Source organism: Amycolatopsis sp. CA-230715, from assembly GCF_018736145.1.
Taxonomy (GTDB): Bacteria; Actinomycetota; Actinomycetes; order Mycobacteriales; family Pseudonocardiaceae; genus Amycolatopsis.
The window spans coordinates 6,232,592-6,256,221 of sequence record NZ_CP059997.1; the positions used below are offsets into that span (position 1 = coordinate 6,232,592).

The 23,630-nt window shown below is 70.7% G+C and carries 24 protein-coding genes; 19 read left to right on the forward strand and 5 right to left on the reverse strand.

Translation table 11 applies throughout. The annotated features are described in order from the left end of the window. The first annotated feature begins 75 nt into the window (after window positions 1-75). The 6 genes from argS to rho all read left to right on the forward strand — a co-directional run bounded on the left by argS (window position 76) and on the right by rho (window position 8,813). On the forward strand, window positions 76-1,731 hold the full coding sequence (argS, locus tag HUW46_RS29940; protein WP_215542121.1) for an arginine--tRNA ligase: 1,656 nt from the start codon (window positions 76-78) through the stop codon (window positions 1,729-1,731). 33 nt (window positions 1,732-1,764) lie between these two features. Continuing rightward, window positions 1,765-3,201: a diaminopimelate decarboxylase gene (lysA, locus tag HUW46_RS29945; RefSeq protein ID WP_215542122.1), complete on the forward strand. Its 1,437-nt coding sequence runs from the start codon at window positions 1,765-1,767 to the stop codon at window positions 3,199-3,201. Between the two features lie 17 nt (window positions 3,202-3,218). Beyond that, window positions 3,219-4,514, forward strand: coding sequence for a homoserine dehydrogenase (locus HUW46_RS29950; RefSeq protein WP_215550195.1), 1,296 nt, complete (start codon window positions 3,219-3,221; stop codon window positions 4,512-4,514). Window positions 4,515-4,519: 5 nt separating this feature from the next. After that, window positions 4,520-5,566 carry a threonine synthase gene (gene thrC, locus HUW46_RS29955; RefSeq protein WP_215542123.1) on the forward strand — a complete coding sequence of 349 codons (1,047 nt, stop codon included), beginning with the start codon at window positions 4,520-4,522 and terminating at the stop codon, window positions 5,564-5,566. Continuing rightward, entirely contained in the window at window positions 5,563-6,444 is an 882-nt protein-coding gene (thrB, locus tag HUW46_RS29960; RefSeq protein ID WP_215542124.1) for a homoserine kinase, read from the forward strand. Before thrC ends, thrB begins: the two co-directional genes overlap by 4 nt. A gap of 392 nt (window positions 6,445-6,836) precedes the next feature. Then, window positions 6,837-8,813 (forward strand): transcription termination factor Rho, encoded by a 1,977-nt coding sequence (rho, locus tag HUW46_RS29965; RefSeq protein WP_215542125.1) that lies wholly within the window; start codon window positions 6,837-6,839, stop codon window positions 8,811-8,813. Between the two features lie 66 nt (window positions 8,814-8,879). Here the strand turns inward: rho and HUW46_RS29970 are convergent, their stop codons facing one another. Further along, window positions 8,880-9,413, reverse strand: coding sequence for a CHAP domain-containing protein (locus tag HUW46_RS29970; RefSeq protein WP_215542126.1), 534 nt, complete (start codon window positions 9,411-9,413; stop codon window positions 8,880-8,882). A 230-nt stretch (window positions 9,414-9,643) separates the two neighbouring features. Here HUW46_RS29970 and rpmE point away from each other — a divergent pair, with 230 nt between their 5' ends. Both rpmE and prfA read left to right on the forward strand, forming a co-directional pair. Further along, window positions 9,644-9,871, forward strand: coding sequence for a 50S ribosomal protein L31 (gene rpmE / locus HUW46_RS29975; RefSeq protein ID WP_215542127.1), 228 nt, complete (start codon window positions 9,644-9,646; stop codon window positions 9,869-9,871). An 89-nt stretch (window positions 9,872-9,960) separates the two neighbouring features. Further along, on the forward strand, window positions 9,961-11,031 hold the full coding sequence (prfA, locus tag HUW46_RS29980; RefSeq protein ID WP_215542128.1) for a peptide chain release factor 1: 1,071 nt from the start codon (window positions 9,961-9,963) through the stop codon (window positions 11,029-11,031). Window positions 11,032-11,083: 52 nt separating this feature from the next. On the opposite strand, the gene HUW46_RS29985 is transcribed toward prfA, so the two are convergent. Then, window positions 11,084-11,893, reverse strand: coding sequence for a TIGR03619 family F420-dependent LLM class oxidoreductase (locus HUW46_RS29985; protein ID WP_215542129.1), 810 nt, complete (start codon window positions 11,891-11,893; stop codon window positions 11,084-11,086). Beyond that, window positions 11,890-12,660, reverse strand: coding sequence for an alpha/beta fold hydrolase (locus tag HUW46_RS29990; RefSeq protein WP_215542130.1), 771 nt, complete (start codon window positions 12,658-12,660; stop codon window positions 11,890-11,892). Before HUW46_RS29990 ends, HUW46_RS29985 begins: the two co-directional genes overlap by 4 nt. Window positions 12,661-12,718: 58 nt before the next feature. Here HUW46_RS29990 and HUW46_RS29995 point away from each other — a divergent pair, with 58 nt between their 5' ends. The 4 genes from HUW46_RS29995 (at window position 12,719) to HUW46_RS30010 (ending at window position 16,098) form a co-directional block, all read left to right on the forward strand. Beyond that, window positions 12,719-13,072 carry a MerR family transcriptional regulator gene (locus HUW46_RS29995; RefSeq protein WP_215542131.1) on the forward strand — a complete coding sequence of 118 codons (354 nt, stop codon included), beginning with the start codon at window positions 12,719-12,721 and terminating at the stop codon, window positions 13,070-13,072. Window positions 13,073-13,075: 3 nt separating this feature from the next. After that, window positions 13,076-13,942 carry a peptide chain release factor N(5)-glutamine methyltransferase gene (gene prmC / locus HUW46_RS30000; RefSeq protein WP_215542132.1) on the forward strand — a complete coding sequence of 289 codons (867 nt, stop codon included), beginning with the start codon at window positions 13,076-13,078 and terminating at the stop codon, window positions 13,940-13,942. Window positions 13,943-14,212: 270 nt separating this feature from the next. Then, entirely contained in the window at window positions 14,213-14,863 is a 651-nt protein-coding gene (locus tag HUW46_RS30005) for an L-threonylcarbamoyladenylate synthase (RefSeq protein ID WP_215542133.1), read from the forward strand. A gap of 77 nt (window positions 14,864-14,940) precedes the next feature. Continuing rightward, window positions 14,941-16,098 (forward strand): glycosyltransferase family 4 protein, encoded by a 1,158-nt coding sequence (locus tag HUW46_RS30010; protein WP_254125029.1) that lies wholly within the window; start codon window positions 14,941-14,943, stop codon window positions 16,096-16,098. Here HUW46_RS30010 and HUW46_RS30015 read toward each other — a convergent pair. Further along, complete coding sequence (locus HUW46_RS30015) at window positions 16,075-17,031, reverse strand: NAD(P)/FAD-dependent oxidoreductase (protein ID WP_215542134.1); 957 nt, start codon at window positions 17,029-17,031, stop codon at window positions 16,075-16,077. The two genes, HUW46_RS30010 and HUW46_RS30015, sit on opposite strands and share 24 nt — an antisense overlap. Next, window positions 17,028-17,537 (reverse strand): response regulator transcription factor, encoded by a 510-nt coding sequence (locus tag HUW46_RS30020; protein ID WP_215542135.1) that lies wholly within the window; start codon window positions 17,535-17,537, stop codon window positions 17,028-17,030. Before HUW46_RS30020 ends, HUW46_RS30015 begins: the two co-directional genes overlap by 4 nt. 452 nt (window positions 17,538-17,989) lie before the next feature. Between HUW46_RS30020 and HUW46_RS30025 the strand changes: the two genes are divergently transcribed. The 7 genes from HUW46_RS30025 to HUW46_RS30055 all read left to right on the forward strand — a co-directional run bounded on the left by HUW46_RS30025 (window position 17,990) and on the right by HUW46_RS30055 (window position 23,599). Next, window positions 17,990-18,736, forward strand: coding sequence for a class I SAM-dependent methyltransferase (locus HUW46_RS30025; protein ID WP_215542136.1), 747 nt, complete (start codon window positions 17,990-17,992; stop codon window positions 18,734-18,736). Continuing rightward, window positions 18,733-19,821 (forward strand): class V lanthionine synthetase subunit LxmK, encoded by a 1,089-nt coding sequence (gene lxmK, locus HUW46_RS30030; protein WP_215542137.1) that lies wholly within the window; start codon window positions 18,733-18,735, stop codon window positions 19,819-19,821. The genes HUW46_RS30025 and lxmK overlap by 4 nt, the downstream gene beginning before the upstream one ends. After that, window positions 19,818-20,735 (forward strand): T3SS effector HopA1 family protein, encoded by a 918-nt coding sequence (locus HUW46_RS30035; protein ID WP_215542138.1) that lies wholly within the window; start codon window positions 19,818-19,820, stop codon window positions 20,733-20,735. Before lxmK ends, HUW46_RS30035 begins: the two co-directional genes overlap by 4 nt. Before the next feature lie 70 nt (window positions 20,736-20,805). After that, window positions 20,806-20,997, forward strand: coding sequence for a hypothetical protein (locus HUW46_RS30040; protein WP_215542139.1), 192 nt, complete (start codon window positions 20,806-20,808; stop codon window positions 20,995-20,997). Window positions 20,998-21,095: 98 nt separating this feature from the next. Then, on the forward strand, window positions 21,096-22,019 hold the full coding sequence (locus tag HUW46_RS30045) for a hypothetical protein (RefSeq protein WP_215542140.1): 924 nt from the start codon (window positions 21,096-21,098) through the stop codon (window positions 22,017-22,019). Continuing rightward, complete coding sequence (locus tag HUW46_RS30050; RefSeq protein ID WP_215542141.1) at window positions 22,013-23,041, forward strand: LLM class flavin-dependent oxidoreductase; 1,029 nt, start codon at window positions 22,013-22,015, stop codon at window positions 23,039-23,041. Before HUW46_RS30045 ends, HUW46_RS30050 begins: the two co-directional genes overlap by 7 nt. A 90-nt stretch (window positions 23,042-23,131) precedes the next feature. Further along, window positions 23,132-23,599, forward strand: a complete 468-nt coding sequence (locus HUW46_RS30055; protein ID WP_215542142.1) for a hypothetical protein — start codon at window positions 23,132-23,134, stop codon at window positions 23,597-23,599. Window positions 23,600-23,630: the final 31 nt, after the last annotated feature.

Genomic DNA, 23,630 nt, shown 5'->3' on the forward strand with positions numbered 1-23,630 from the left:
TGACGAACACCTGATGGGAGTGCTCGCCCCGGGCGGGGTGAGAACTGGCTCGAGGAGGACCATAGACTTGGTCAGGTGACTCCCGACGCCCTTGCTGACCTGGTCCGTTCCGCCGCAGTCGAGGTTCTCGACGCGCGCGGTCTCGAACACGGCGCGCTGCCCGCGGCCGTCACCATCGAGCGTCCCCGCAACCCCGAGCACGGCGACTACGCGACGAACCTGGCGCTGCAGGTGGCGAAGAAGGTCGGCCTCAAGCCGAGGGACTTCGCCGACGCGCTGGCCGAGCGCCTCGCGGCCACCGACGGCATCACCGCGGCCGAGGTCGCCGGGCCCGGTTTCCTGAACCTCCGGCTCGCCGCGGACGCGCAGGGCGAGCAGATCCGCCGGGTGCTCGCCGCCGGTGCCGCCTACGGCCACGGCGAGCTGCTCGCCGGGCGCAAGATCAACCTGGAGTTCGTCTCGGCGAACCCGACCGGCCCGATCCACCTCGGCGGCACGCGCTGGGCCGCGGTCGGCGACGCGCTCGGCCGGATCCTGTCCGCGCAGGGCGGCGAAGTCACCCGCGAGTACTACTTCAACGACGCGGGCGCGCAGATCGACCGGTTCGTGCGCTCGCTGATCGCCGCGGCGAAGGGCGAGCCCGCGCCCGAAGACGGTTACGCGGGCGGCTACATCACCGACATCGCCGCCGAAGTGCTGCGCCAGGAGCCGAGCGCGCTCTCGCTCGACGAGACCGAGCGGCACGAGGTGTTCCGCAAGATCGGTGTCGACCTGATGTTCGCCGAGATCAAGCAGAGCCTGCACGATTTCGGCACCGACTTCGACGTGTTCTTCCACGAGGACTCGCTGCACGCCTCCGGTGAGGTCGAGAAGGCCGTGCAGTACTTGAAGGACAACGACAAGCTCTACCTCGAAGACGGCGCGTGGTGGCTGCGGACCACCGACTACGGCGACGACAAGGACCGCGTCGTCATCAAGAACGACGGCAACCCCGCCTACATCGCCGGTGACATCGCCTACCTGCAGGACAAGCTGAAGCGCGGGTTCGACCTGTGCCTGTACATGCTGGGCGCGGACCACCACGGCTACATCGCGCGGCTCAAGGCCGCCGCGGCCGCGATGGGCGACAACCCCGATCTGGTGGAAGTCCTCATCGGACAGATGGTCAACCTGGTCAGCGACGGCAAGCCGGTGCGGATGAGCAAGCGCGCCGGAACCGTGATCACGATGGAGGACCTGGTCGAAGCGGTCGGCGTCGACGCCGCGCGCTACGAGCTGACGCGGTACTCCGTCGACTCCACTTTGGACATCGACCTCGACCTGCTTCGCAAGCACACCAACGACAATCCGGTGTACTACGTCCAGTACGCGCACGCGCGGCTGTGCTCGCTGAGCCGCAACGCGGCCGATCTCGGCATCAAGTCCGATCCGGACGCTGATCTCGGCCTGCTGACCCACCAGCGCGAAGGGGAGCTGATCCGCACCATCGGAGAGTTCCCGACCGTGCTCAAGCGCGCCGCCGAACTGCGGGAACCGCACCGCGTCGCGCGCTACCTGGAGAGCCTGGCCGCCGCCTACCACAAGTTCTACGACGTGGCGCGCGTCCTCCCGCAGGGCGACGAGGAGGCGACGCCGCTCACCCACGCGCGGCTGACCCTGTGCGACGCCGCGCGCCAGGTGTTCGCCAACGGCCTCGCCCTGCTCGGCGTTTCCGCGCCGGAGCGGATGTAACCCCGCCCACCGAAGTCTGAACAGGGGAACACCATGGCTCACCCCGCGGGCCCGCGCTACGCCGACGTGCACCAGCACGTCGACACGGCGGGCTTCCCGCCGTCGAGCGCGGCGGAACTCGACCGGCTGTACCCGAAGGTCTGGCCCCGCAACACCTATCGCGCGCCGGACGGCGTCGTGCGCATCGCCGGTGTCGACGTGCGCGAGCTGGCCGAGACCTACGGCACGCCGCTGTTCGTCGTCGACGAGGCCGATTTCAAGTCGCGCTGCGCGGAGTACGCCGAGGCGTTCGACGACCCGTCGCTCGTGCACTACGCGTCGAAGGCGTTCCTGTCCACCGAGATCGCCCGCTGGGTGGCTGGGCAGGGGCTGAGCCTCGACGTCTGCAGCGGCGGCGAGTTGGCGATCGCCCGCCGCGCGGAGTTCCCGGTCGAGCGGATCACCTTCCACGGCAACAACAAATCGATCGAAGAACTCGAAAGCGCCGTCGAGGCCGGGGTCGGCACGGTGGTGGTCGACTCGTACTACGAGATAGCCAGGCTCGCCGATGTCGCCGCGAAGCGCGACGTCGTGCAGAACGTGCTGATCAGGGTGACGGTCGGCGTCGAGGCGCACACGCACGAGTTCATCGCGACCGCGCACGAGGACCAGAAGTTCGGGTTCTCCCTCGCCTCCGGTGACGCCGCTGAGGCGGTGCGCCGCGTGCTCAACGTGTCTTCGCTGCGGCTGGTCGGCCTGCACAGCCACATCGGCTCGCAGATCTTCGACGCCGACGGGTTCGAGGTCGCCGCGCGCCGCGTGGTCGGCCTGCTCGCCGAGATCGGCAAGGAGCACGGTTCCGATCTGCTCGAACAGATGTCCACTGTGGACCTCGGTGGCGGGTTCGGGATCGCCTACACGGACAAGGACAACCCGCCGCCGCCCGCGCAGATGATCACCCAGATCAGGGAGATGGTCCGCAAGGAGTGCGAGTTCGCCGGCCTGCCGGTGCCGAGGATCGCGGGCGAGCCGGGCCGCGCGATCGCCGGGCCCGGCACCGTCACGCTGTACGAGGTCGGCACCATCAAGGACGTCTCGCTCGGCGACAACGCGGTGCGCCGCTACGTCAGCGTCGACGGCGGGATGAGCGACAACATCCGCACCGCGCTCTACGACGCGGTGTACGACGTCCGGCTGGTCTCCCGCGCGAGCGACGACGACGGTTCGCAGCCCGTGGCGGCCGCGTTGTCCCGAGTGGTGGGAAAACACTGTGAGTCCGGCGACATCGTGGTCCGCGACTGCTGGCTTCCGGACACCCTTGCTCCCGGCGACCTGGTCGCGGTCGCCGCGACGGGCGCCTACTGCTACTCGATGGCGAGCGGCTACAACCGGCAGCCGAAGCCCGCGGTGGTCGCGGTGCGTAACGGCAGCGCACGCGTGCTGCTGAGGCGGGAGACGACGGAGGACATGTTGCGCCTGGAGGTTTCGTGAGCGGCTCCCCAGCGACGGTGGACGGGCGCGCGCTCAGGGTCGCGCTGCTCGGCTGCGGCACGGTCGGCAGCGAGGTGGCGAGGCTGCTCACCGAGCAGGCCGACGAGTTCGCCGCGCGCGCGGGCGCCCCGGTCGAACTGGCCGGGATCGCGGTGCGCCGCCCCGACAAGCACCCCGAACTCCCCGCGCACCTGCTGACCGCGGACGCCGCCGCGCTCGTCGAGTCCGATGTGGACGTCGTGGTCGAGCTGGTCGGCGGGATCGAGCCGACGCTGCAATGGCTGCTTTCCGCGCTGCGCAAGGGAAAATCGGTCGTCACCGCGAACAAGGCGCTGCTCGCCGAGCACACCGGCGAACTCGCCGAAGCGGCGGACGGCTCCGGCGCGGACCTCTACTACGAAGCCTCGGTGGCCGGGGCGATCCCGCTGCTGCGGCCGCTGCGCGAGTCGCTCGCCGGTGACCGCATCACCAGGGTGATGGGGATCGTCAACGGCACCACCAACTTCATCCTGTCCGCAATGGACTCGACGGGCGCCGGCTACGCCGAGACGCTCGACGAGGCCAGCAGGCTCGGGTACGCCGAGGCCGATCCGACCGCGGACGTCGACGGCTACGACGCGGCCTCGAAGGCGGCGATCCTCGCCTCGCTCGCCTTCCACACCAGGGTCACCGCCTCCGACGTGCACCGCGAGGGCATCGCGACCGTCACCGCGTCGGACATCGCGGCGGCCAAACTCCTTGGCCGCACGGTGAAACTGCTCGCCATCTGCGAGCGCGTCACGAGCGAGGACGGCACCGAATCGGTCTCGGCGCGCGTGCACCCGGTGATGATCCCGCGGTCGCACCAGCTCGCCGGGGTCGGCGGCGCGTTCAACGCGGTCTACGTCGAAGCGGACGCGGCGGGCGAGCTGATGTTCTACGGCCAGGGCGCCGGCGGTTCGCCGACCGCGAGCGCGGTGCTGGGCGACCTGGTCGCGGTGGCGCGCAACCGGGTGGTCGGCGGGCGCGGCCCGCGCGAGAGCGCGCACGCCGGGCTGCCGGTGCGGCCGATGGGCCAGACCCCGACCCGGTACCACATCAGCCTCGACGTCGCCGATCGCGCGGGTGTGCTCGCCCAGGTCGCGCAGGTCTTCTCGGCGCACGACGTGAGCATCGCGACGGTTCGCCAGCGCGACAAGCACTCGACGGCGAGCCTGGTGATCGTGACGCACCTGGCGCAGGACGCCGCGCTGCAGGCGACCGTGGAGGAGATCGGCAAGCTGGACGTCGTGCGCGAGGTCGTCAGCGTGATGCGCGTGGAAGGCGAGGACTGACGGCGATGACCGGCATCATCGAGGCGTACCGCGACCGGATCCCGGTGCCGGAGGGCGCGAAGATCGTCACCCTCGGCGAGGGCAACACCCCGCTGCTGGCCGCGCCGCACCTGTCCGGGCTGACCGGCTGCACGGTGTACCTGAAGGTGGAGGGCGCGAACCCCACCGGCTCGTTCAAGGACCGCGGGATGACCGTGGCGATCACGCACGCGCTCGCGAGCGGGCTCAAGGCGGTCATCTGCGCGTCCACCGGGAACACCTCGGCTTCCGCGTCGGCCTACGCCGCGCGCGCCGGGCTGACCTCGGCCGTGCTGGTGCCCCAGGGCAAGATCGCGCTCGGCAAGATGGCGCAGGCGGTCGTGCACGGCGCCAGGATCCTGCAGGTCGACGGCAACTTCGACGACTGCCTCGAACTGGCCCGTAAAACGGCGGCGGACTACCCGGTGACGCTGGTGAACTCGGTGAACCCGGTCCGGCTGATCGGGCAGAAGACCGCGGCGTGGGAGATCTGCGACGCGCTCGGCGAGGCGCCGGACATCCACTGCCTGCCGGTTGGCAACGCGGGGAACATCAGCGCGTACTGGGCCGGGTACGCCGAGTACGCTGCGGACGGTGTGGTGAAGAACACCCCGCGCATGTTCGGTTTCCAGGCCGCGGGTGCCGCGCCGCTCGTGCACGGCGAACCGGTCGCGGAGCCGGAGACGGTGGCCACCGCGATCCGGGTCGGCAGCCCGGCTTCGTGGGATCTCGCGGTGAAGGCGAAGAACGGCAGCGGCGGGCTCTTCGACGCGGCCACCGACGCCAAGATCCTGGAGGCTTACCACCTGTTGGCGCGCAAGGAAGGCGTGTTCGTCGAGCCCGCGTCGGCGACGAGCGTCGCGGGCCTGCTGATGACCGCCGCGGACGGCCGCATCCCGAAGGGCTCCACCGTGGTGTGCACGGTGACCGGGCACGGGCTCAAGGACCCGTCGACCGCGCTCGAAGGCAACGTCGAGGTGGAGCCGCTCGCCGTCGACCCGAGCGCCGTCGCCGCGGCGCTGGAGCTTTCGTGACCTCGTACCGGGTCACCGTGCCCGCGTCGACGGCCAATCTCGGGCCGGGTTTCGACGCGCTGGGCATGGCGCTGAGCTTGTACGACGTGGTCGAAGTCACCGTCATCGACCACGGGCTCAAGGTCGAGGTGGTCGACGCGGGCGCGGGTGGCGTCGCCGACGTGCCCACCGACGAGAGCCACCTCGTGGTGCGGGCGATCCGCCGTGCCTGCGAGCACTGGGGTTTCCGCCCGCCCGGCCTGCACCTGCGCTGCCGCAACGCGATCCCGCACGCGAGGGGCCTCGGCTCGTCCGCGGCCGCGGTGGTCTCCGGCGTCGCCGCGGGCTACGCGCTCGCCGAGCGGCCGCTGGACGCCGACGCGTTGCAGCTCGCCGCGGAGTTCGAAGGGCACGCCGACAACGCGGCGGCGAGCCTGCTGGGCGGTCTCGTGATCGCCTGGGAGGAAAGCGGCCGGTTCCTCGCGGAACGGCTCGAACCGCATCCCGGCATCCGGCCCGTGCTCGCGATCCCGGAGCTGCGGTCGTCGACGGACGCGACGCGCGGCCTGCTGCCCGACGCGGTCCCGCACGCCGACGCCGCGTTCACCGCCGGGCGCGCCGCGCTGGCCGTGCACGCGCTCACCGCGCGTCCCGATCTGTTGCTCCCCGCGACCGAGGACCGGTTGCACCAGCACTACCGCGCGCCCGCGCTGCCCGCGAGCGTCGCGCTCGTGGATGCGTTGCGTGACAACGGGATCGCGGCCGCGGTGTCCGGCGCGGGGCCGACGGTACTGGCACTGACCGAGGGCGGCGCGCTGCCCGAAGGGGCCGACACGCGCGGGTTCAGCCTTGCCGAGCTGGCGATTGACCTCGGCGGCGTCAAGGTTGAGGTGCGATAACACGCCATGGCCACGAGGGGGGTGGTTGTTGCACACCGGCACGTGCGGGTCTACCCTCGGGGGCGTTCGATCACCGTGCGCATTCCGCACCGGCACCGGTCCCGGGAGCTTGTTCCGGTTGGGTGTCTCAAGTTGGTCCGCCAGTTCCGCACCGGTAAGCGGATCGACGCAGGCGGATATGGCGGTGCCGAATTCCGTGTGCTCCGGATGGAGCACGCACACTCCCGTGCTGGCGGCTCTGCCGCTGTGGCTGCATCTCGGCCGAGGGGTCCGCATCGGGAACGTGGGCTTTCCCTGAGGGAAGGTCCGTGAAACAACGCCGTCTCGCGATCGGAAGCGGGCGGTAGTCCGCTGATCCACCTGGAGGCGTGGATCGGTCAGGAAGGACATGTGTGAGCAACACCGATCTTTTGAGCGGCGAAGTGCAGGGCTCGGAATCAGCGTCCGACGCGGGGGAGCAGGCGAACGGCGCGGCCGCGCCGAAGCGCCGGTCCGGCGGACTGTCCGGAATGGTCATCGCGGATCTTCGCGAGCTGGCCACCGAGCTGGGTGTCGGCGACACCGGCGGGATGCGCAAGGGCGACCTGATCGCGGCCATCCGCGAGCGCCAGGGCAAGTCCAAGCGCCGCCAGGCCGCGGCGGCCGGCGGCGACACGCTGCCGTTGGAGGGCATTTCCGCCGAGGAGGCGCCGAAGGCCCGCACGCGTCGTGAGCCGAAGGCCGTGAACGACTCCGCGGAGCCGAAGAGCGCCGAGGCCAAGAGCGAAGCCCCGGAAGCGAAGGCCCCCGAGGCCAAGGCTCCCGAGGCGAAGGCGCCGGAAACCCAGGAGCCGCAGGAGAACCGCTCGAACGAGCGCGCCGAGGCGAACGCCGATTCCTCGCTGGGCGAGGAAGGCGGCCGTCGCGAGGGCGGCCGTCGCCGTCGCGGGTCGAACCGCGCTTCGGGCGGTTCCGACGGGGGCAACCAGCAGCAGGGCGCCGACAACCGCGGCCAGCGCGGCGGTGGCGACCAGCAGGGCGGCGGCCGGGGCGACCGCAACGACCGGAACGACCGGAACGACCGCAACCAGCGGAACCAGCAGAACAACCGCAACGCGGATCAGAACCGCGGCGGCGGCCAAGACGACGACGAGGAAGGCGGTCGCAGGGGCCGCCGGTTCCGCGATCGCCGCCGTCGTGGCGGCGGGCGCGGCGAGGGCGGCAGCCCGGACACCGAGATCCGCGAGGACGACGTCCTGCTGCCCGTCGCGGGCATTCTCGACGTGCTCGACAACTACGCGTTCGTGCGGACTTCCGGGTACCTCGCCGGCCCGAACGACGTGTACGTGTCGCTTTCGCTGGTGCGCAAGTTCGGCCTTCGCCGCGGTGACGCGATCACCGGTGTGGTGCGCCAACCGCGCGAGGGCGAGCAGCAGCGGCAGAAGTTCAACCCGCTGGTGCGGGTGGACAGCATCAACGGCCTCGAGCCGGACGCCGCGAAGAAGCGCCCCGAGTTCACCAAGCTGACGCCGCTGTACCCGAACGAGCGCCTGCGGCTGGAGACCGAGCCGCACAAGCTCACCACCCGCGTGATCGACCTGGTGATGCCGGTCGGCAAGGGGCAGCGCGCGCTGATCGTGTCGCCGCCGAAGGCCGGTAAGACCACGATCATGCAGGACATCGCGAACGCGATCACCACGAACAACCCGGAGTGCCACCTGATGGTGGTGCTGGTCGACGAACGCCCCGAAGAGGTCACCGACATGCAGCGGTCGGTGAAGGGCGAGGTCATCGCCTCCACCTTCGACCGCCCGCCGTCAGACCACACCTCGGTCGCCGAGCTCTCCATCGAGCGCGCGAAGCGCCTGGTGGAGATGGGCATGGACGTGGTGGTGCTGCTCGACTCGATCACCCGCCTCGGCCGTGCCTACAACCTGGCGGCCCCGGCGTCCGGCCGGATCCTGTCCGGTGGTGTCGACTCGACGGCGCTGTTCCCGCCGAAGCGGTTCCTCGGCGCGGCGCGCAACATCGAGAACGGCGGGTCGCTGACGATCTTCGCCACCGCGATGGTGGAGACCGGCTCGACCGGTGACACGGTCATCTTCGAGGAGTTCAAGGGCACCGGTAACGCGGAGCTCAAGCTCGACCGCAAGATCGCCGAGCGCAGGGTGTTCCCCGCGGTCGACGTCAACCCGTCCGGCACCCGCAAGGAGGAGCTGCTGCTCTCGCCGGACGAGCTGGCCGTGATGCACAAGCTCTCCAGGGTGCTCACCGCGCTGGATTCGCAGCAGGCGATCGATCTGCTGATCTCGCGCCTGCGGAAGACGAAGACCAACATCGAGTTCCTGATGACGGTTTCGAAGACCGCGCTGGGCCCCGACGACGATTAGTAATACCAAATGCCGAATGCCCTTTTCTTCGCATGAAGAAAAGGGCATTCGGTTGTTTCGGGTCGATTAGCGGCTCGGGACCGCGGCGGGCGTCCAGCCGCGGTAGTTGTTGAAGTAGTTCACGCTCGTGGCGTGGCCGATCTTGCCGCCGACGCTGGTGGCGTAGAAACCGCCGTTGCCGTCGGAGATGCCGACGTGGCCGTACGCGCTGATGTTCCAGTAGACGAACGCGCCGAGCGGGGCGGCCCCGGAGTGGTGCGGCGCGCCGTTCCAGTGCGCGTTGGCCGAGGCCCAGACGCCCGTGACGCCGTAGGCGTTCTCGACGGCCTTCTCGCACAGGCCCTGCCAGCCGGTACTGCCCATGTGGTTCTTGTACCACTGGATGGCGCCAGCGGGCGTGCCGTCGGCCGCGCCCTGGATGGCCGCCTCCGGCGCGGTGCTGAACGTGCCGGCGGCCTCGTTGACGTCCGAGGCGCTGATCGTGGCGGACGGCGCGGCCGGTGCCGCGGTCGCGCTCGCGACCGGCGCGGCGACCAGTGCGGCGACGGCGAACGCGGTGATCCCGGCCCTGGTGAGGAGTGTCTTCGAGTGCTTGACCATGGTCCGCCTCCTGGCGTGCGAGTGGGCAATTCACTGACACCGGACATCGTGGCCGAGGCGGATACAAATTCCGTACACGCGCCGTCACCGGGCGTGCGGGAATACCCGCTGGGAGGGGCGCGTTGACGCCCTTGCCAGCGCATCTGGCAGAATCATCCGCTGACGTCCGGCTCCGGTTCACCTCGTGCGAACACCGACGGGGACCCGGCGGCCACCTGAGAGAGGACACCATGAAGAGCGGTATTCACCCCGAGTACGTGCCGACCACGGTCACCTGTGGTTGTGGCAACACCTTCACCACCCGGAGCACCAAGACCTCCGGCGCCATCCACGTGGAAATCTGCTCGAACTGCCACCCGTTCTACACCGGCAAGCAGAAGATCCTGGACACCGGCGGCCGGGTCGCGCGCTTCGAGGCTCGCTACGGCAAGCGCCAGAAGAAGGCCGACGCCAAGTAGCTTCACCGACGGCGCCCACTCCCGCACCGGGGGTGGGCGCCGTTTGCTTGTTCCCGGGCCGAAGCACCACCGCCGGAAGGGCGTGAACCATGGATTCGAGTTCGCTCAAGGGCCTGCTCGACGAGTACGCGGATCTCGAGCGCCAGCTCGCGGAGCCGGAGGTGCACGCCGACCAGGGCAGGGCGCGCAAACTGGGCAGGCGGCACGCCGAGCTGACGCCGGTGGTCAACGCGATCGGCGAGCTGGAGTCGGCCCGCGAGGACCTGGCCGCGGCCAAGGAGCTGGCCGGTGAGGACCCCGGGTTCGCCGCGGAGGCCGAGGAGATCGGCGCGCGCATCCCGGCGCTGGAAGCCAAGCTGACCGAGCTGCTGCTGCCGCGCGACCCGTACGACGGCTCCGACGTGGTGATGGAGATCAAGTCGGGCGAAGGCGGCGAGGAGTCCGCGCTGTTCGCGGGCGACCTGCTGCGCATGTACCTGCGCTACGCCGAGCGCCACGGCTGGAAGGCCGAGGTGCTCGACTCGGTGGACTCCGATCTCGGCGGCTACAAGGACGCGACGGTGTCCATCAAGGCCAAGGGCTCCGATCCCGATGGCGTGTGGGCGCGGCTGAAGTTCGAAGGCGGCGTGCACCGCGTGCAGCGGGTGCCCGCCACCGAGTCGCAGGGCCGCATCCACACCTCCGCGGCCGGCGTCCTGATCTACCCGGAGCCCGAGGACGTCGAGGTCGAGATCGACCCGAACGACCTGCGCATCGACGTGTTCCGGTCGTCCGGTCCCGGCGGGCAGAGCGTCAACACCACCGACTCGGCGGTCCGGATCACGCACCTGCCGACCGGCATCGTGGTGTCCTGCCAGAACGAGAAGTCCCAGATCCAGAACCGGGCCCGCGCGCTGCAGGTGCTGCAGGCCAGGTTGCAGGCGATCGCCGAAGAGGAAGCCGCCGCGAAGGCCTCCGACGCCCGTCGCTCGCAGGTGCGCACCGTGGACCGCTCCGAGCGGATCCGCACCTACAACTTCGCCGAGAACCGCATCGCCGACCACCGGGTGAACTACAAGGCGTACAACCTGGACCAGGTGCTCGACGGCGATCTCGACGGCGTGCTGGAAGCGCTGCTCACCGCGGACCGCGAAGAGCGCCTCTCCGAACACGCGGGCTGACCGCCTTAGCGTGCCCCGAAAGTGGCTTTCGGGGACTTGAACGCCCCGAAGGTCACCTTCGGGGCAGAAGGCCGGAATCCTGGGCGCGCGAAGCGAAATCGGTGAGCCGTGCCGCGTAGTCCGTGTGTGCGCCGAAGTGGATGGCCAGCGAGTCCGCGCCCGCGCGCGCGAATTCGGCGGCCAGTGCCGCGGTTTCCTGGCCGCCGCGCCAGTCGATCCTCGTCCCGGCCGATACGTCGCTTGTGGACAGTGCGGCGGCGTGCTCGGCGAATTCGGCTGGCGTCAGTCCGACGCCCTGCCATTCGTCGGCGAGGGAAACCGCCCGCCGCAACGCGAACTTCGACGTGCCGCCGACCATGATCGGCACCTTCCCGGTGGGGCGGGGCTCGAACACGCCTTCGGTGTACGAGTGGAACCGGCCCGAAAACGGCCCGCCGCCGCCGAAGAGGTGCCGCAGCAGGCGGATTCCCTCGTCCGTCCGCGCGCCCCTGGTGGCGAACTCGGCGCCGACGTTCGCGAACTCCGTTGCGTCCCAGCCGATCCCGACCCCCAGTGTCACGCGGCCACCGGACAATCTGTCCACTGTGGCCACTTGCTTGGCGAGAACGAACGGGTTGCGCAACGGCAGCACGAGCACGGAGGTGCCGAGCCGGATCCGGCTGGTTTTCGCCGCCACGTAGGACAACGTGACCAGCGGCTCGTACACGCCGCCGTACACCTCGCCGTACTCGGCCGGCGGTAGCACGTGATCGGGCAGCCACACCGTCTCGTAACCGAGTTCCTCGGCGAGTACGGCGAGCCGCACCGGCTCCTGCGGGTCCATTGTGGAGGATTCGTCCGGCAGGACGGCCTGTATCCTCATCGCGCGGCCAGGAAGGTCCGGATCGCGCCGAGCCACTCGTCGCGCGCTTCGGCGCCGATTCCGTGCCCCGACGCGATTTCCACCAGTTCCGCGCCGGGGATCCCGTCCGCCAGCTCGTGCGAAAGCCATGGTGGGGCGAGGTCGTCGAACGTGGTCGCGACGACGAGCGCGGGCACGTCGATACCCGCCAGCTCCGCGCGCGTGTCGACACCGGTGAGCAGCTCGACGTGCTCGGAGCTGCCGTCCGGGATGAACGCGGCCAGCCCGGCCACCGAGTCCTCCAGCTCGGCGGCGGAAAGGCCGTTGAGCGCGCGCGACCCGGTGGCGACGAGCGTCAGGAACCGTGCGAGCAGGTCGCGGTCGCCGAGGGCGAGCAGGCGCCGCCACAGGTCGGCGGCGAGCAGCATGCGCCGGTCGGGGTGGGCGAATCCCGCGGTCAGCACCAGTGCGGTGACCCGATCGGGGTACCTGGTGCGAATTCGCACCGCCACCGCCGTGCCGAGTGAATATCCGAGCACGGCGAACCGGTCGAGCCCTTCGTCGACGGCCGCGTGGACCAGTTCGTCGGCGAGGTCGTCGAGCACGAGCGGCGCGGTGGCGCGCGGGGTCCGGCCGGTACCGGGGTAGTCCGCCCCGACGACCGTGTGGTCGCGCGCGAGATCGTCGATGACCGTGCCGAAGTTCGCGGCGACGCTCCCGCCGGCACCGTGCGCGAGCAGCAGCCCCTGGCCGGATCCGGCCACCGTACGGGCGAAATGTTTGGCCATGCCCCGACGTTAAGGGCTGACATCGATGTGAAGGCCAACGCGCGGTGACGGGGGTCATATGCTGATCGGCGAGCTGTCCGGGACGACCGGGGTCAGCCAGCGGATGCTGCGGTACTACGAGGAGCAGAGGCTCCTGCGGCCCGAGCGCGACGCGAACGGCTACCGCGCCTACGGCGAAGACGCCGTGACGACCGTCTGCCAGATTCGCGCGTTGCTCGCGGCCGGGCTCACCACCGAGGTCATCGCGACCGTGCTGCCGTGCGCCAAGGGCGACGCGCCCGAACTGGACATGTGCCCCGAACTGGTCGCCACCCTGCGGCGCGAGCTGGCCGGTATGGATGAACGAATCGACACGCTCCAGCGGGCACGGGGCGCACTCGCCGGGTACCTGCCCGGCATGTGCCAGTCTTGACGCGTGAAGCGACAACCGCTGCGCCTGGCGATCATGGAGGCGACCAGGATCCTCGACGAGGCAGGCGTGTCCTCCCCGCGCACCGACGCGGAGCTCATCGCCGCGCACGTCCTCGGCGTCGAACGCGGGCGCCTGCCGCTCTTACCGCTGGTGGACGCGCCCGTCGTGGACGCGATCGGCCAGCTCGTCGCGCAGCGCGCGAAACGGGTGCCACTGCAGCACCTCACCGGCTGGGCGGCGATGGGGGGCATCACGCTCGATGTCGGCCCCGGTGTCTTCGTGCCGCGCCCGGAGACCGAACTGCTCCTCGAATGGGGGCTCAAGCTGCTGCGCGGCCGCGAGTACCCGGTCGTGGTGGACCTGTGCACCGGCTCGGGCGCGCTCGCGCTGGCGGTGGCGCACGCGAAACCGGACGCCGTCGTGTACGCCGTCGACATCGACAGCCAGGCCCTCGCCTGGGCGCGGCACAACGCCGACGCGCGCGTCGCGGCGGGGGACACCCCGATCCGGCTCTACTCGGGTGACATCGGCGACCCCACGATCTTCGCCGAGCTGGACGGCCTGGTGGACCTGGTGCTGTGCAACCCGCCGTACGTGCCGCCGGGCACCGCGGTGCCGCCGGAGGTGTCCCAGCACGATCCCGCGCACGCGGTGTTCGCCCAGGAGGGCGGGCTCGCGGTGATCCGGCACGCGATCGCGTTGTCCGCGCGGTTGCTGCGGCCGGGCGGCGGGCTCGCGATCGAGCACGACGACACGCACGGGACCGCGGTGCCGACGCTGCTGTCCGCCCGCAGGGTGCTGTCCTCGGTGGAGGCGCACCAGGACCTCGCGGGCTGTCCCCGATTCGTCACCGCCCGCCGAAGGGGATAGCGCGAAGCGTCTCCTTGGGGGGTGGTGGTCGGGCGACGCGTGGGCTGAGCCCGCGCAGGACTACCTCGGTTTTTCGTAAGCGGCGGAGCCGCTTGAGTGGGCCGTCAGCTTGCACCGCCGGGGGTTCTCAGCGGTCTTCTCGCGAGGACAGCTTCACCGTGGTGAATCGGTTATTCATGAGTTGGAGATCCCGGAGCGAGAAGGCCGCTGAGGTTCCGCTACCCGCACCGCTAAGCAAGCCGCCGTCGAACCTCGCTACAGTTCAGCGGCATGAGTGCGGTTTACGACTGCGGGCGACACGACAGCAGGGCGGACGGGCTCGCCGCGGCGGCGGGCGCGGTCCGGTCGAGCAGGCTGGTGGTGCTGCCGACCGACACCGTCTACGGCATCGGCGCGGACGCCTTCGACTCCGGCGCGGTGCAGTCGTTGCTGCGCGCCAAGAACCGCGGCCCCGATCTCCCCGTCGGCGTCCTGGTCGGCTCGTGGTCCACTGTGGACGGTCTGGTGCTCGGCGTGCCGCCGCAGGCGCGCGCGCTCATCGAGGCGTTCTGGCCAGGCGACCTCTCCATCGTGCTGCCGCACGCGCCGAGCCTGAACTGGGACCTCGGCACCACGCGCGGCACGGTGATGCTGCGGATGCCGCTGCACCCGGTGGCGCTGGAACTGCTGCGCGACGTCGGCCCGATGGCCGTGTCGAGCGCGAACGTCTCCGGCCGCCCGCCCGCTTCGAACGTCGAAGAAGCGCGCGAGCAGCTCGGCGATTCCGTGGCGGTGTACCTCGACGGCGGCCCGTCCGGCGAGCCCGTGCCGTCCTCGATCGTCGACCTCACCGGCTCGGATCCGGTGCTGCTGCGCGAAGGCGCGGTCTCCCGCGCGCAAGTGTCCGAAGTGCTCGGTGTGCCCGTCTCGGATCCGGCCTGAGGTGCCACCGGAACCTCACGGCGGGCGCGGTAGCGTGACGCCGCCCGTGCAACGGAATCCGGAGGACTGACGCGGCCGTGCCCACCCTGAACGCCGGTCTCCCCATCCGGGAGTACATCCTGGTCGCCCTCATCTCGGCGACGCTGACCTTCCTGCTGACCGGGCTCGTCCGCCGCTTCGCGACCAAGGTCGGCGCGATCGCCAACCCGCGTGCGCGCGATGTGCACGTCATCCCGATCCCCCGCATGGGCGGGCTCGCGATGTACTTCGGCGTGTGCGGCGGCATGGCGCTCGCGCACCAGCTCCCGGTGCTGCGCCGGGCGTTCGAGTTCTCGCTCGACCCGGTCGGCGTGCTCATCGGCGGCGGCGTCATCGTGCTCATCGGCGCGCTCGACGACCGGTTCGAGCTGGACGCCTGGACCAAGCTCGCCGGCCAGGTGATGTGCGCGGGCATCCTGGTCATCTTCGGCGTGCAGTGGAACAGCTTCTGGGTCCCGTGGGGCGGGGACGGCGACATCCTCGGCTCGGTGCTCGTGCTCGACCGCAACCAGGGCGGGCTGCTCGCCGTGCTCCTGGTGGTCGTGATGGTCAACGCGATGAACTTCGTCGACGGCCTCGACGGGCTCGCGAGCGGGCTCGGGTTCATCGCGGCCGCCGCCACGTGCGCGTTCTCGCTCGGGATCCTGGCCTCCTCCGGCGGCGACGTCGGCAGCTACCCGCCCGCGCTCATCGCCTCGACGCTCGCGGGGGCCTGCCTCGGGTTCTTACCGCACAACTTCCAGCCCGCGAAGATCTTCATGGGCGACTCCGGCTCGATGATGATCGGGCTGATGCTCGCCGCCGCCAGCACCTCGGCGTCCGGCAAGATCAACTACACCCAGTTCGGCCCGTCGGACACCCTGGCGCTGCTCTCGCCGCTGTTCGTGGTGGCCGCGGTGCTCTTCCTGCCGCTGCTCGACCTGCTGATGGCCGTCATCCGGCGCACCCGGCGCGGGGAGAGCCCGTTCGCGGCCGACAAGATGCACCTGCACCACCGACTGCTCGAAATCGGGCACTCCCAGCGCCGCGCGGTGCTGCTCGCCTACCTGTTCGCCGGGCTGCTCGCCTTCGGCGCCGTCTCGGTGACGCTCTTCGACACCGCGCTGGTGTTCTGGCTCGTCGTGGTGGGGCTGGTGCTCGCGGTCCTGGTCACCATCGTCCCGCGGTTGCGCTCACGCAACCGCGACGCCCCGTAACCGCGCCGTGAGCAGGGCCAGGTGGATCGCGTCGGCGGCACGGGCGCCCGCCGCGGCCGCGGCCATGCCGCTCTGCTCCCACCGCGTCGTGACGTCACCCGCCGCGTAGAGCCCCGTGACCCCGGTCTGGCGGGTGTCGTCCACCGCCACGAAGCCGTCCTCGTCCATCGACAGGTTCAGCTCGTCGGCGAGCGCGGCGACCAGCGGCACCGGCCGTTGCTTCGGCGTCCACAGCAGTGTTCGCCGTGCCAACCGGCTGCCGTCGTCGAACTCCACCGTGTGCAGGGCGCCGTTGTCGTGCAGCAGCCGCCGGACGGTGCCTTCGACGACGTCCCCACCGGCCCGTTTCGCGACCGCGCGCGCCTCCTCCACGTGCGGCATGCCCGGCGGGACGATCGCGATCGCGTCCTCGGTCCACGACCCGAACCCGGTCGCCGCGACGGCGGCGTGGCTCGCCTCGTCCACGACGACGCCCCAGGGCCGGCCGGTGTTCTCCCAGCCGAGGCAGAACGGGCAGTGGATGACACTGCGGCCCCAGCAGTCGTCGAACCCGTCGATGTCGTGGGGCAGCTCATCGACCGCACCCGTGGCGAGCAGCACGGTCGCCGCCGAGACGGGGGCGCCACCCGCGAAGTCCACGGTGAAGCCTCCGCCGTCGTGCGGCCGGACGTCGCGGGCCCGCAGCGGGAGGCGCGTGGCCATGCCGTACTGGCCGATCTCCCGCCAGACCCGGTCGCGGAGTTCCGCCGGGGACACGCCTTCCAGCCCCGGCATGCCGTGCATCCCCGGTGACGCCGCGTTGCGCGGCGGTTCCGGCGCGTCGGCCACCAGCACGCGGTGCCGGTACCGGCTCAGGGTCAGCGCGGCGGTGAGCCCGGCGGGCCCACCGCCGATGATCACCGCGTCGTACCCGGCCTGTGACGGATCGGTCATCGCGTCGCCCCGGGGAATCCGCACCGCGCGAACTTCACGATCGCCTCCGCGCGGCTGCGCGCCCCGGTCTTGCGCAGCACGTTGCCGACGTGGAACTGCACGGTGTTGAGGCTGATCGCGAGTTCCTTCGCGATCTCGGAGTTCGAACGGCCGCGGGTGAGCTGCAGCAGCACCTGCCACTCCCGGTCGGTGAGGTGGAACGCCACCGACGCCGAACCGCTCCTGGTGGCCGCCAGGTCGAAGACCGCGACGTCGAGCTGGTCGCTGGTGGTCATCAGGCACATCAGCCTGCTCGGGGTGGCGCTGGACCCGGCGATCACGCGGACGCCTCGGCCCCAGTGCGCCCTGCCCAGCGTGCCAGCGACTTCGTCGGCCGCCACGACCGCGATCGAGAGGCCGGGCGATATGCCGCCGACGGCCGAGATCAGGTTACGCGCGTGGTGGCCCGAATCGGCCATCAAGACGAGCCAGTCCGGCTGGTAGTGCCGGACGAACGTGGGTGTCAACGCGGAACTCTTCGGGCAACGGATGATCTTCGCGTACGAATCGGTGAATTCCCGCTCCCATTGTTCCTGCGTCTCGGCGCAGCCGGCAACGGCGACGGTTGTCAGTTCTTGGCGTGACTCTGTTATTGTGTGCAAGTTTCCCTCTTTTCGCCGTCCGGTTTCCCGATCGGCGTCCCCAGTGAGGCTGCCTTGTCCGGTCGAACTGTAGCGAAAAACTCGGCGAGCGTGTCAAGCGTTGCCGGGCCGAGGAGTCGCGTTACGCCGAACGGTGCAACAGAAAAGTCCAGTAGACGATCTTGAGTTGTCGTGGGTAGCGTTGTTCTCGTTCGGTTGCGTCGCCGATTCCGGGAATCTGCCGACTGGTTCCGCACTTTTTCGCGTCCAGTCTTTGTGTCATTTTTGAATTAAACCGGGTTTTTCCGGTCCGCTGAAAACGAACTGAGGAGCCAGGGGTGAATCCTGCCGGAAAGAGCTACGGCGAGTCGATGGCGGCGATCTACGACCTGATCTACCCGGACTCCGGGGAGGCGAAGCTGGCGGCCGAGTTCGTCGCCGGGCTGTGCCCCGAGGACGGGACCGTCGTGGAGCTCGGGATCGGCACCGGACGCGTCGCGACCCACATCGCGGGCACCGGCCGGAAGGTGTACGGCATCGACTCCTCGCCCGAGATGCTCGCCAAGCTCCGCGAACGGGACCCCGAAGGGCGGATCACCGCGCTGGAGGGCGATTTCTCGGCGACGACGGTCATCGAGGACGCCGACGTCGTGCTGATGGCGATCAACACCCTCGGCGCGCTGCTCACGCAGGAGGCCCAGGTCGAAACCGTGCTCCGGATCGGGGAGCAGCTCAGGGACGGCGGGGCCGCCGTGCTCGAGACGATCGGCCCCGGTGAGATGTACCGCCGGACCTACCCGGTCACCAGCGCGCAGGCGCTTTCCGCCGATTCGATGGTCATCGCCACGGCGCAGGCCGACAAGGCGAGCCAGACCGCGGTGGCCACCTACTGCGTCCTCGGTTCCGGCGGCCTCCGGATCGGCCAGGAGGCGGGCAGGCACATCTGGCCGTCGGAACTCGACCTGATGGCCAAGCTCGCCGGCCTCCGGCTGGAAGGCCGCTGGTCGGGATGGCGCCGGGAACAGCCCACCGGCGACCACGACCGCGTCATTTCGGTTTACCGGAAGCCGGGTTCGGCGTCATGACGGCCGTCGAAACCCCGCCGGTGTTCGCCACGCTGTCGGAGCTGGCCGGGTCCGAGGCGACCGGCACCTTGTTGCGCGGCCTCGGCCTCGGCGGCTTCGTGCCGGAATCCGGGGTGTCCTATCTCGGCCGCAACCAGAACTGCGCGGGGCGGACCACCGCCGGTGCCGAAGTGTTCGTGAAGAAGATCGACGGAGCCGCGGTGCAGTTCGAGCGCGCCGTCCGGTTCGAGGAAATGAACCGCGAACGCGGCGGCGGCGGAGTGCGGGCCCCGAGCCTGCTCGGGCACGACGAACGCAACGGCCTGCTGGTGTTCGAACGCGTGCTCGGTCACCGCAGCGGTGCGGAACTCGCCACCGATGACCGGATCACCGCGTCGGACTGCGCGCGGATGGGCGCGCTGCTGGGCAGGCTGCACGGGTTCCCGGCGGCCGACCCGACCCGGTTCGGCGCCGCCCAGTCCGTTCTCCCGGAAGAGCCCGCGCTTCGCAGGCTCTCCGCCGCGCAGTTCGTCGAACTCAGCGCCGCCGAGCTGGAGCTGTGGAACCTGATCCAGTACGACCGCGTGCTGCTGGCGGCCGTCGACCGGCTGCGCGAACACGAGCGCGCCGCGGTGCACCGCCCGATCCACGCCGATCTCCGGCTGGACCAGTACCTGATCGACGGCGCGAGCGTCTACTTGACGGACTGGGAGGAATTCCGGCTCGGCGACCCGGCGCGCGACGTGGGGGGCTTCGTCGGGGAATGGCTCTACCGCGCGGTGCTGGGCATCGCGGGCAACGGTGACGACGACCTGTCCGGGCACGAGGGCGTGCTGCGCCGCGGGGTGGCCGAGATCGCGGGGATCCGGCCCCTGGTCTCTTCCTTCTGGCGCGGCTACCGCGAGGCCGCGGACTTCGCCGACGCCGGACTCGCCGCGCGAGCCGTCGGCTACGCCGGCTGGCACACCTTCGAACGCCTCTTCGCCTCCGCGCGGTTCGGCCCCCGGCTGTCCGCGACCCAGCGCGCCGTGGTGGGCGTCGGCAGGACGGCACTGGTCCGCCCGGAGAAGTTCTTCACCGCGCTCGGACTGGAGGACCACCGATGACCCGGACCGCTCCCGTGCTCGCGGACCGCCTTTCCGCCGTGCTCGGCGGCATCACCGTCGACCTCCCCGCGCTCACCGCCGTGGCCGGGGATCGGGCGGTGACCGCGACGAGCCGTGCCGAGTTGAAGGGAAAGCTCGCCTCCGCCGTGTACGAGCACTTCCACCAGGGTGCGGCGGAAACCTCGGCGATGCCGCGGTACCGCGATCCCGGGATCGAAGGCCCGCTGATCGAAGCGGTCCCGCACGCCACCACACCGACGCCGGTCCGCCCGATTTCGCGGGAGGGCGCCGACGCGGTCGTCACCGTGGGCGGTGTGCGCGTCCGGCTTTCCGCCGAGGACCTGCGCGAAGGCGGGACCGTCGCGGCGCTGCCGTCGGTGCGACCGAACCTGTCGCCGGGTTTCCTGCTCGTGGACGGATCCGCGGGGGCTCCTCGCGGGCGGATCGTGCGCCTGTACGTGCGCCTCGCCGATCCCGTCGAGGGGCGGACCGTCTGGGCACGGGTTCTCGAACGGCTCGAGTCGGCGGGTTTGCCCTACCGGGCGAAGACGCTCACGGTCGCGGAATCCTATCCGCGCAACGACGCGCTCGTGGTCTACGCCGACGCGGAAGACGAGCGAACCGCGGCGGAATCGGTCTGCGACGCGGCCTCCGTGGTAGCGCCCGGTTCCGGTGGGTCGCCGTTCGCCGCACCCATCGCGCCAGGGGTCTCCGTCGCCAGCGAACCGGACGACCCGCGGCAGGGGCGACCGCGGCAGAGCTTCGGCGAGCACCGGGCCGAAGCCGTCGTCGAGGGGATTTTGGCCTACCACCAAGGGGAAGCGGGCTCGGATCCGCGGGCGTCCGTGGCGACCGCGCTCACCGCCGCCGGGTGCGATCCCGCGGCACCGGAGCGCAACCTCGCCCGCCATTGACTTCCCAGGGCATCGGGATCGTCCAGGGAAGAAACAAATAGGGGAACAACCAGAAAAGAAAGGAAGTGCCATGCAGCTCGTCGAGAACACCTTGACCACCGCGGACACCGCCCTGCTGGAGGAACTGGTCGACGGTTACGGCACCTACACCGATGCCACCGAGCTCGACCTCCAGGTCCACGCGGGCTCGGACCTGGTGGCGTGCCTGACCTGCATCAGCCTGACCGTCACGATCAGCACGCTCATCGCCGGCTGCGGCTGAGTCCCGGCTCCGCCCGGTGCGGAGCGCTGTACCGACTCCGGTGTGCGGGCACGGGAAACCGTGCCCGCACACCGGTTCCACCGACACAGGGGACGATCATGAGCGAAGCAGGGGAACGCGTGCTCTCGTACGAGACCTTCAACGTCCGTACCGACGTCTTCCACCACGATTCCGGCGCCTATCGCTGGCGTGAAACCACGGGCCGGATGGGGATCGCGCCCGCGGTCTTCGCGCCGGAAGAGGCGCTCGCCGCGTTCGAGGACGCGGGAACGCCCCGGATCGGGTTCGCCGTCGCGCGACCGGTCGCCGACGGGATCGAGTACCGGGTGCCGTCGCCGTTGAGCGTCGGCTGGCGGTTGCTCGGCGCCAAGATCCGTCCCGGCGACGCCGTCGGCCTCGCCGCCGCGCTGGGCGGCGCGTTGCGCGGACTGCACCGGAAACCGGTGCCGCCCGGCTACGCCGAGGTGCCGCGCCGCCTGCGCGAGCTGTCCGATTGGGCCTGGTCGGGCCTCGGCACCCGCGACGCGTCGTTCCTGCACACCGCGGTCGCCGAACGGCTCGGCACCGCGCGCTGGAAGATCGTGCTCGACTGGTGCGCCGAACTGGTCGGACGGCGGGCCTGCCTGTGCCACGGCGCGGTGACGCTCGGCCATCTCGTGCCGGACGAGGAGCTCTCGCGGGGATGGCTGCTGACCGGGCCGGACATCGGTGCTTCCGGGCCCGAGGTCGACGTCGGGAAGTTCCTCGCCGAGATCCCGGCCTACACCGAAATAACCGGGATGATGGAGCGCGGCGCGCTCGACCTCGGCGAGATCGCCCGCGCCTTCCTCGACGGGTACGGCGACGGCGTCGACCGTGACCGGACGGGCAGAGCCGCCACCGTGATGTACCTGTCGGGGCTGCGGCACGTCGCGGCCCACCTCGGGTGGCGAGAGCTCATCAACGCGAGGATCGACCGCCTCGCCGACATGATCGACGGCGCCGGGCGGTCGCTCGTGGCCGCGGGGGAGCCCCTGTGCTGACCGACCACGCCCGCGCCGCGAACGGGACCTCCGTCCTGTTCCCCGGAAACCCCACCTCGATCGACCTGGCCGCCCGCATCGCGAGCGCGGTGGCGGGGATCGGGCCGAGACGGCTGTGGTTCGGCCAGGTGCAGACCCTCGAACTGCACCAGCTGGTGGCCTACTTCGCCGGGCTCGGCATCCGCCTCCCGGTCGGCACCGCCGTGACGCTGACTCCGCTGCGGCATCCGTTCGAGGCGGCGCTGCACGCGCGCACCGTCGCCGCGCTGACCGGCCACCCGTTCGTCGCGGGCTACGGCCCCGCCGGGGACCAGGATCGCCGCCTGCTGACCGGCGCCGACTACCGCAGCCCGCGCGCGGCCACCGTCGAGTACCTGACGATCCTGCGCGGCCTGCTCGCGGGTGAGCCGGTCGACTTCGCCGGCGACTACTTCTCGACGAACTCGAAGCTGATCCCCGTGCCGCATCCACCGGTCGAAATCGGTGCCGGGGTGCTCCGGCCCGCGATGGCGGGTTCGGTGGGCGAGATCGCCGACGTCGCCATCACCTGGATGACGCCCCCGTCGTTCGTCGCGGGCGAGCTCGTGCCCGCGCTGGAGGCCGCCGCGCGCCGGGCCGGTCGCGACCGGCGCGCGCGGATCGCGACCGTGGTGCCGATCGCGCTGGAACGCGCCCACCGGGACCCCTGCCGCCTCGCCACCGAGGTGGTGGGCACGCACGTGACCCGGCCGCACTACGCGGACATGCTGCGGCGCGCCGGTGTGCCGGTGGACCACACCGACCGCGAGGGCGGGGTGCGGATGCTGGTGGATTCCGGCGTTTTCGCTTACGGGCCACCGGAAACCGTGGCCGGGCGGATCCGTGAGTACTACGCCGCCGGTGTCGACGAAGTGATCCTGCACGTCGGTGGCGTCGGGAACGTCGAGGGCGTGGAGCCCGCACTCCGCGACCTCCGGCTCGTCTTCGACGAGATCAGGGCCGACGCCGGTGAGTTCGAAGACCGGAAGACACCGGTGAGGTGACGGACCGGGAACCCGCTTCGGCGGGAGCCGCCGCCGTGCCCGATCATGTGCGCGTCTAGACTGAGGGCTTCGCGACCAGGGAGCAGTGCAGTGAGTGACGCCCAGACCGAGCAGGCTCAGACCGGCGAACCCGAGAGCCCGTACGCCCCGTCTGTGCTGAAGCTGCAGGCCGCGATGAAGAAGGCGACCCTGATCGCGCTGCCCGTCGTGATCGTCGCCGCGGTGGTGATCGCGGTGATCGTGAAGGGCACCGGCGGGCTTTACGGCGCCTTGCTCGGCGGCGTGCTGGCGCTCGGCTCGTCCCTGCTGACGCTGACCATCATGCGCTACAGCGCGCACCAGTCGCCCCAGTTCGCGATGGCGGCCGTCCTCGGTGGATACGCGCTGAAGCTGATCGTCCTCTTCGGCCTGACGTTCGCGCTCAAGGGCGTCACGGTGATCGACCGGTACAGCTTCGGACTGACCTTCGCCGCCTGCGTCGTGGTGGCCGCGACGGTGGAGGGCAGGGCGTTCATGACGACGAAGACCCCCACCGTCATCCCCAACAGCTCGCTTTAGGAGTACGCCTGTACGGCGTCCTCCGCCCGGC

Excerpts from the sequence above, each read along its gene's own strand:
- lysA (WP_215542122.1), top strand. The coding sequence starts at position 1,765 with ATGGCTCACCCCGCGGGCCCGCGCTACGCCGACGTGCACCAGCACGTC.
- thrC (WP_215542123.1), top strand. The coding sequence starts at position 4,520 with ATGACCGGCATCATCGAGGCGTACCGCGACCGGATCCCGGTGCCGGAG.
- HUW46_RS29970 (WP_215542126.1), bottom strand. The coding sequence starts at position 9,413 with ATGGTCAAGCACTCGAAGACACTCCTCACCAGGGCCGGGATCACCGCG.
- rpmE (WP_215542127.1), top strand. The coding sequence starts at position 9,644 with ATGAAGAGCGGTATTCACCCCGAGTACGTGCCGACCACGGTCACCTGT.
- prfA (WP_215542128.1), top strand. The coding sequence starts at position 9,961 with ATGGATTCGAGTTCGCTCAAGGGCCTGCTCGACGAGTACGCGGATCTC.
- HUW46_RS29985 (WP_215542129.1), bottom strand. The coding sequence starts at position 11,893 with ATGAGGATACAGGCCGTCCTGCCGGACGAATCCTCCACAATGGACCCG.
- HUW46_RS29990 (WP_215542130.1), bottom strand. The coding sequence starts at position 12,660 with ATGGCCAAACATTTCGCCCGTACGGTGGCCGGATCCGGCCAGGGGCTG.
- HUW46_RS29995 (WP_215542131.1), top strand. The coding sequence starts at position 12,719 with ATGCTGATCGGCGAGCTGTCCGGGACGACCGGGGTCAGCCAGCGGATG.
- HUW46_RS30005 (WP_215542133.1), top strand. The coding sequence starts at position 14,213 with ATGAGTGCGGTTTACGACTGCGGGCGACACGACAGCAGGGCGGACGGG.
- HUW46_RS30015 (WP_215542134.1), bottom strand. The coding sequence starts at position 17,031 with ATGACCGATCCGTCACAGGCCGGGTACGACGCGGTGATCATCGGCGGT.
- lxmK (WP_215542137.1), top strand. The coding sequence starts at position 18,733 with ATGACGGCCGTCGAAACCCCGCCGGTGTTCGCCACGCTGTCGGAGCTG.
- HUW46_RS30035 (WP_215542138.1), top strand. The coding sequence starts at position 19,818 with ATGACCCGGACCGCTCCCGTGCTCGCGGACCGCCTTTCCGCCGTGCTC.
- HUW46_RS30040 (WP_215542139.1), top strand. The coding sequence starts at position 20,806 with ATGCAGCTCGTCGAGAACACCTTGACCACCGCGGACACCGCCCTGCTG.
- HUW46_RS30045 (WP_215542140.1), top strand. The coding sequence starts at position 21,096 with ATGAGCGAAGCAGGGGAACGCGTGCTCTCGTACGAGACCTTCAACGTC.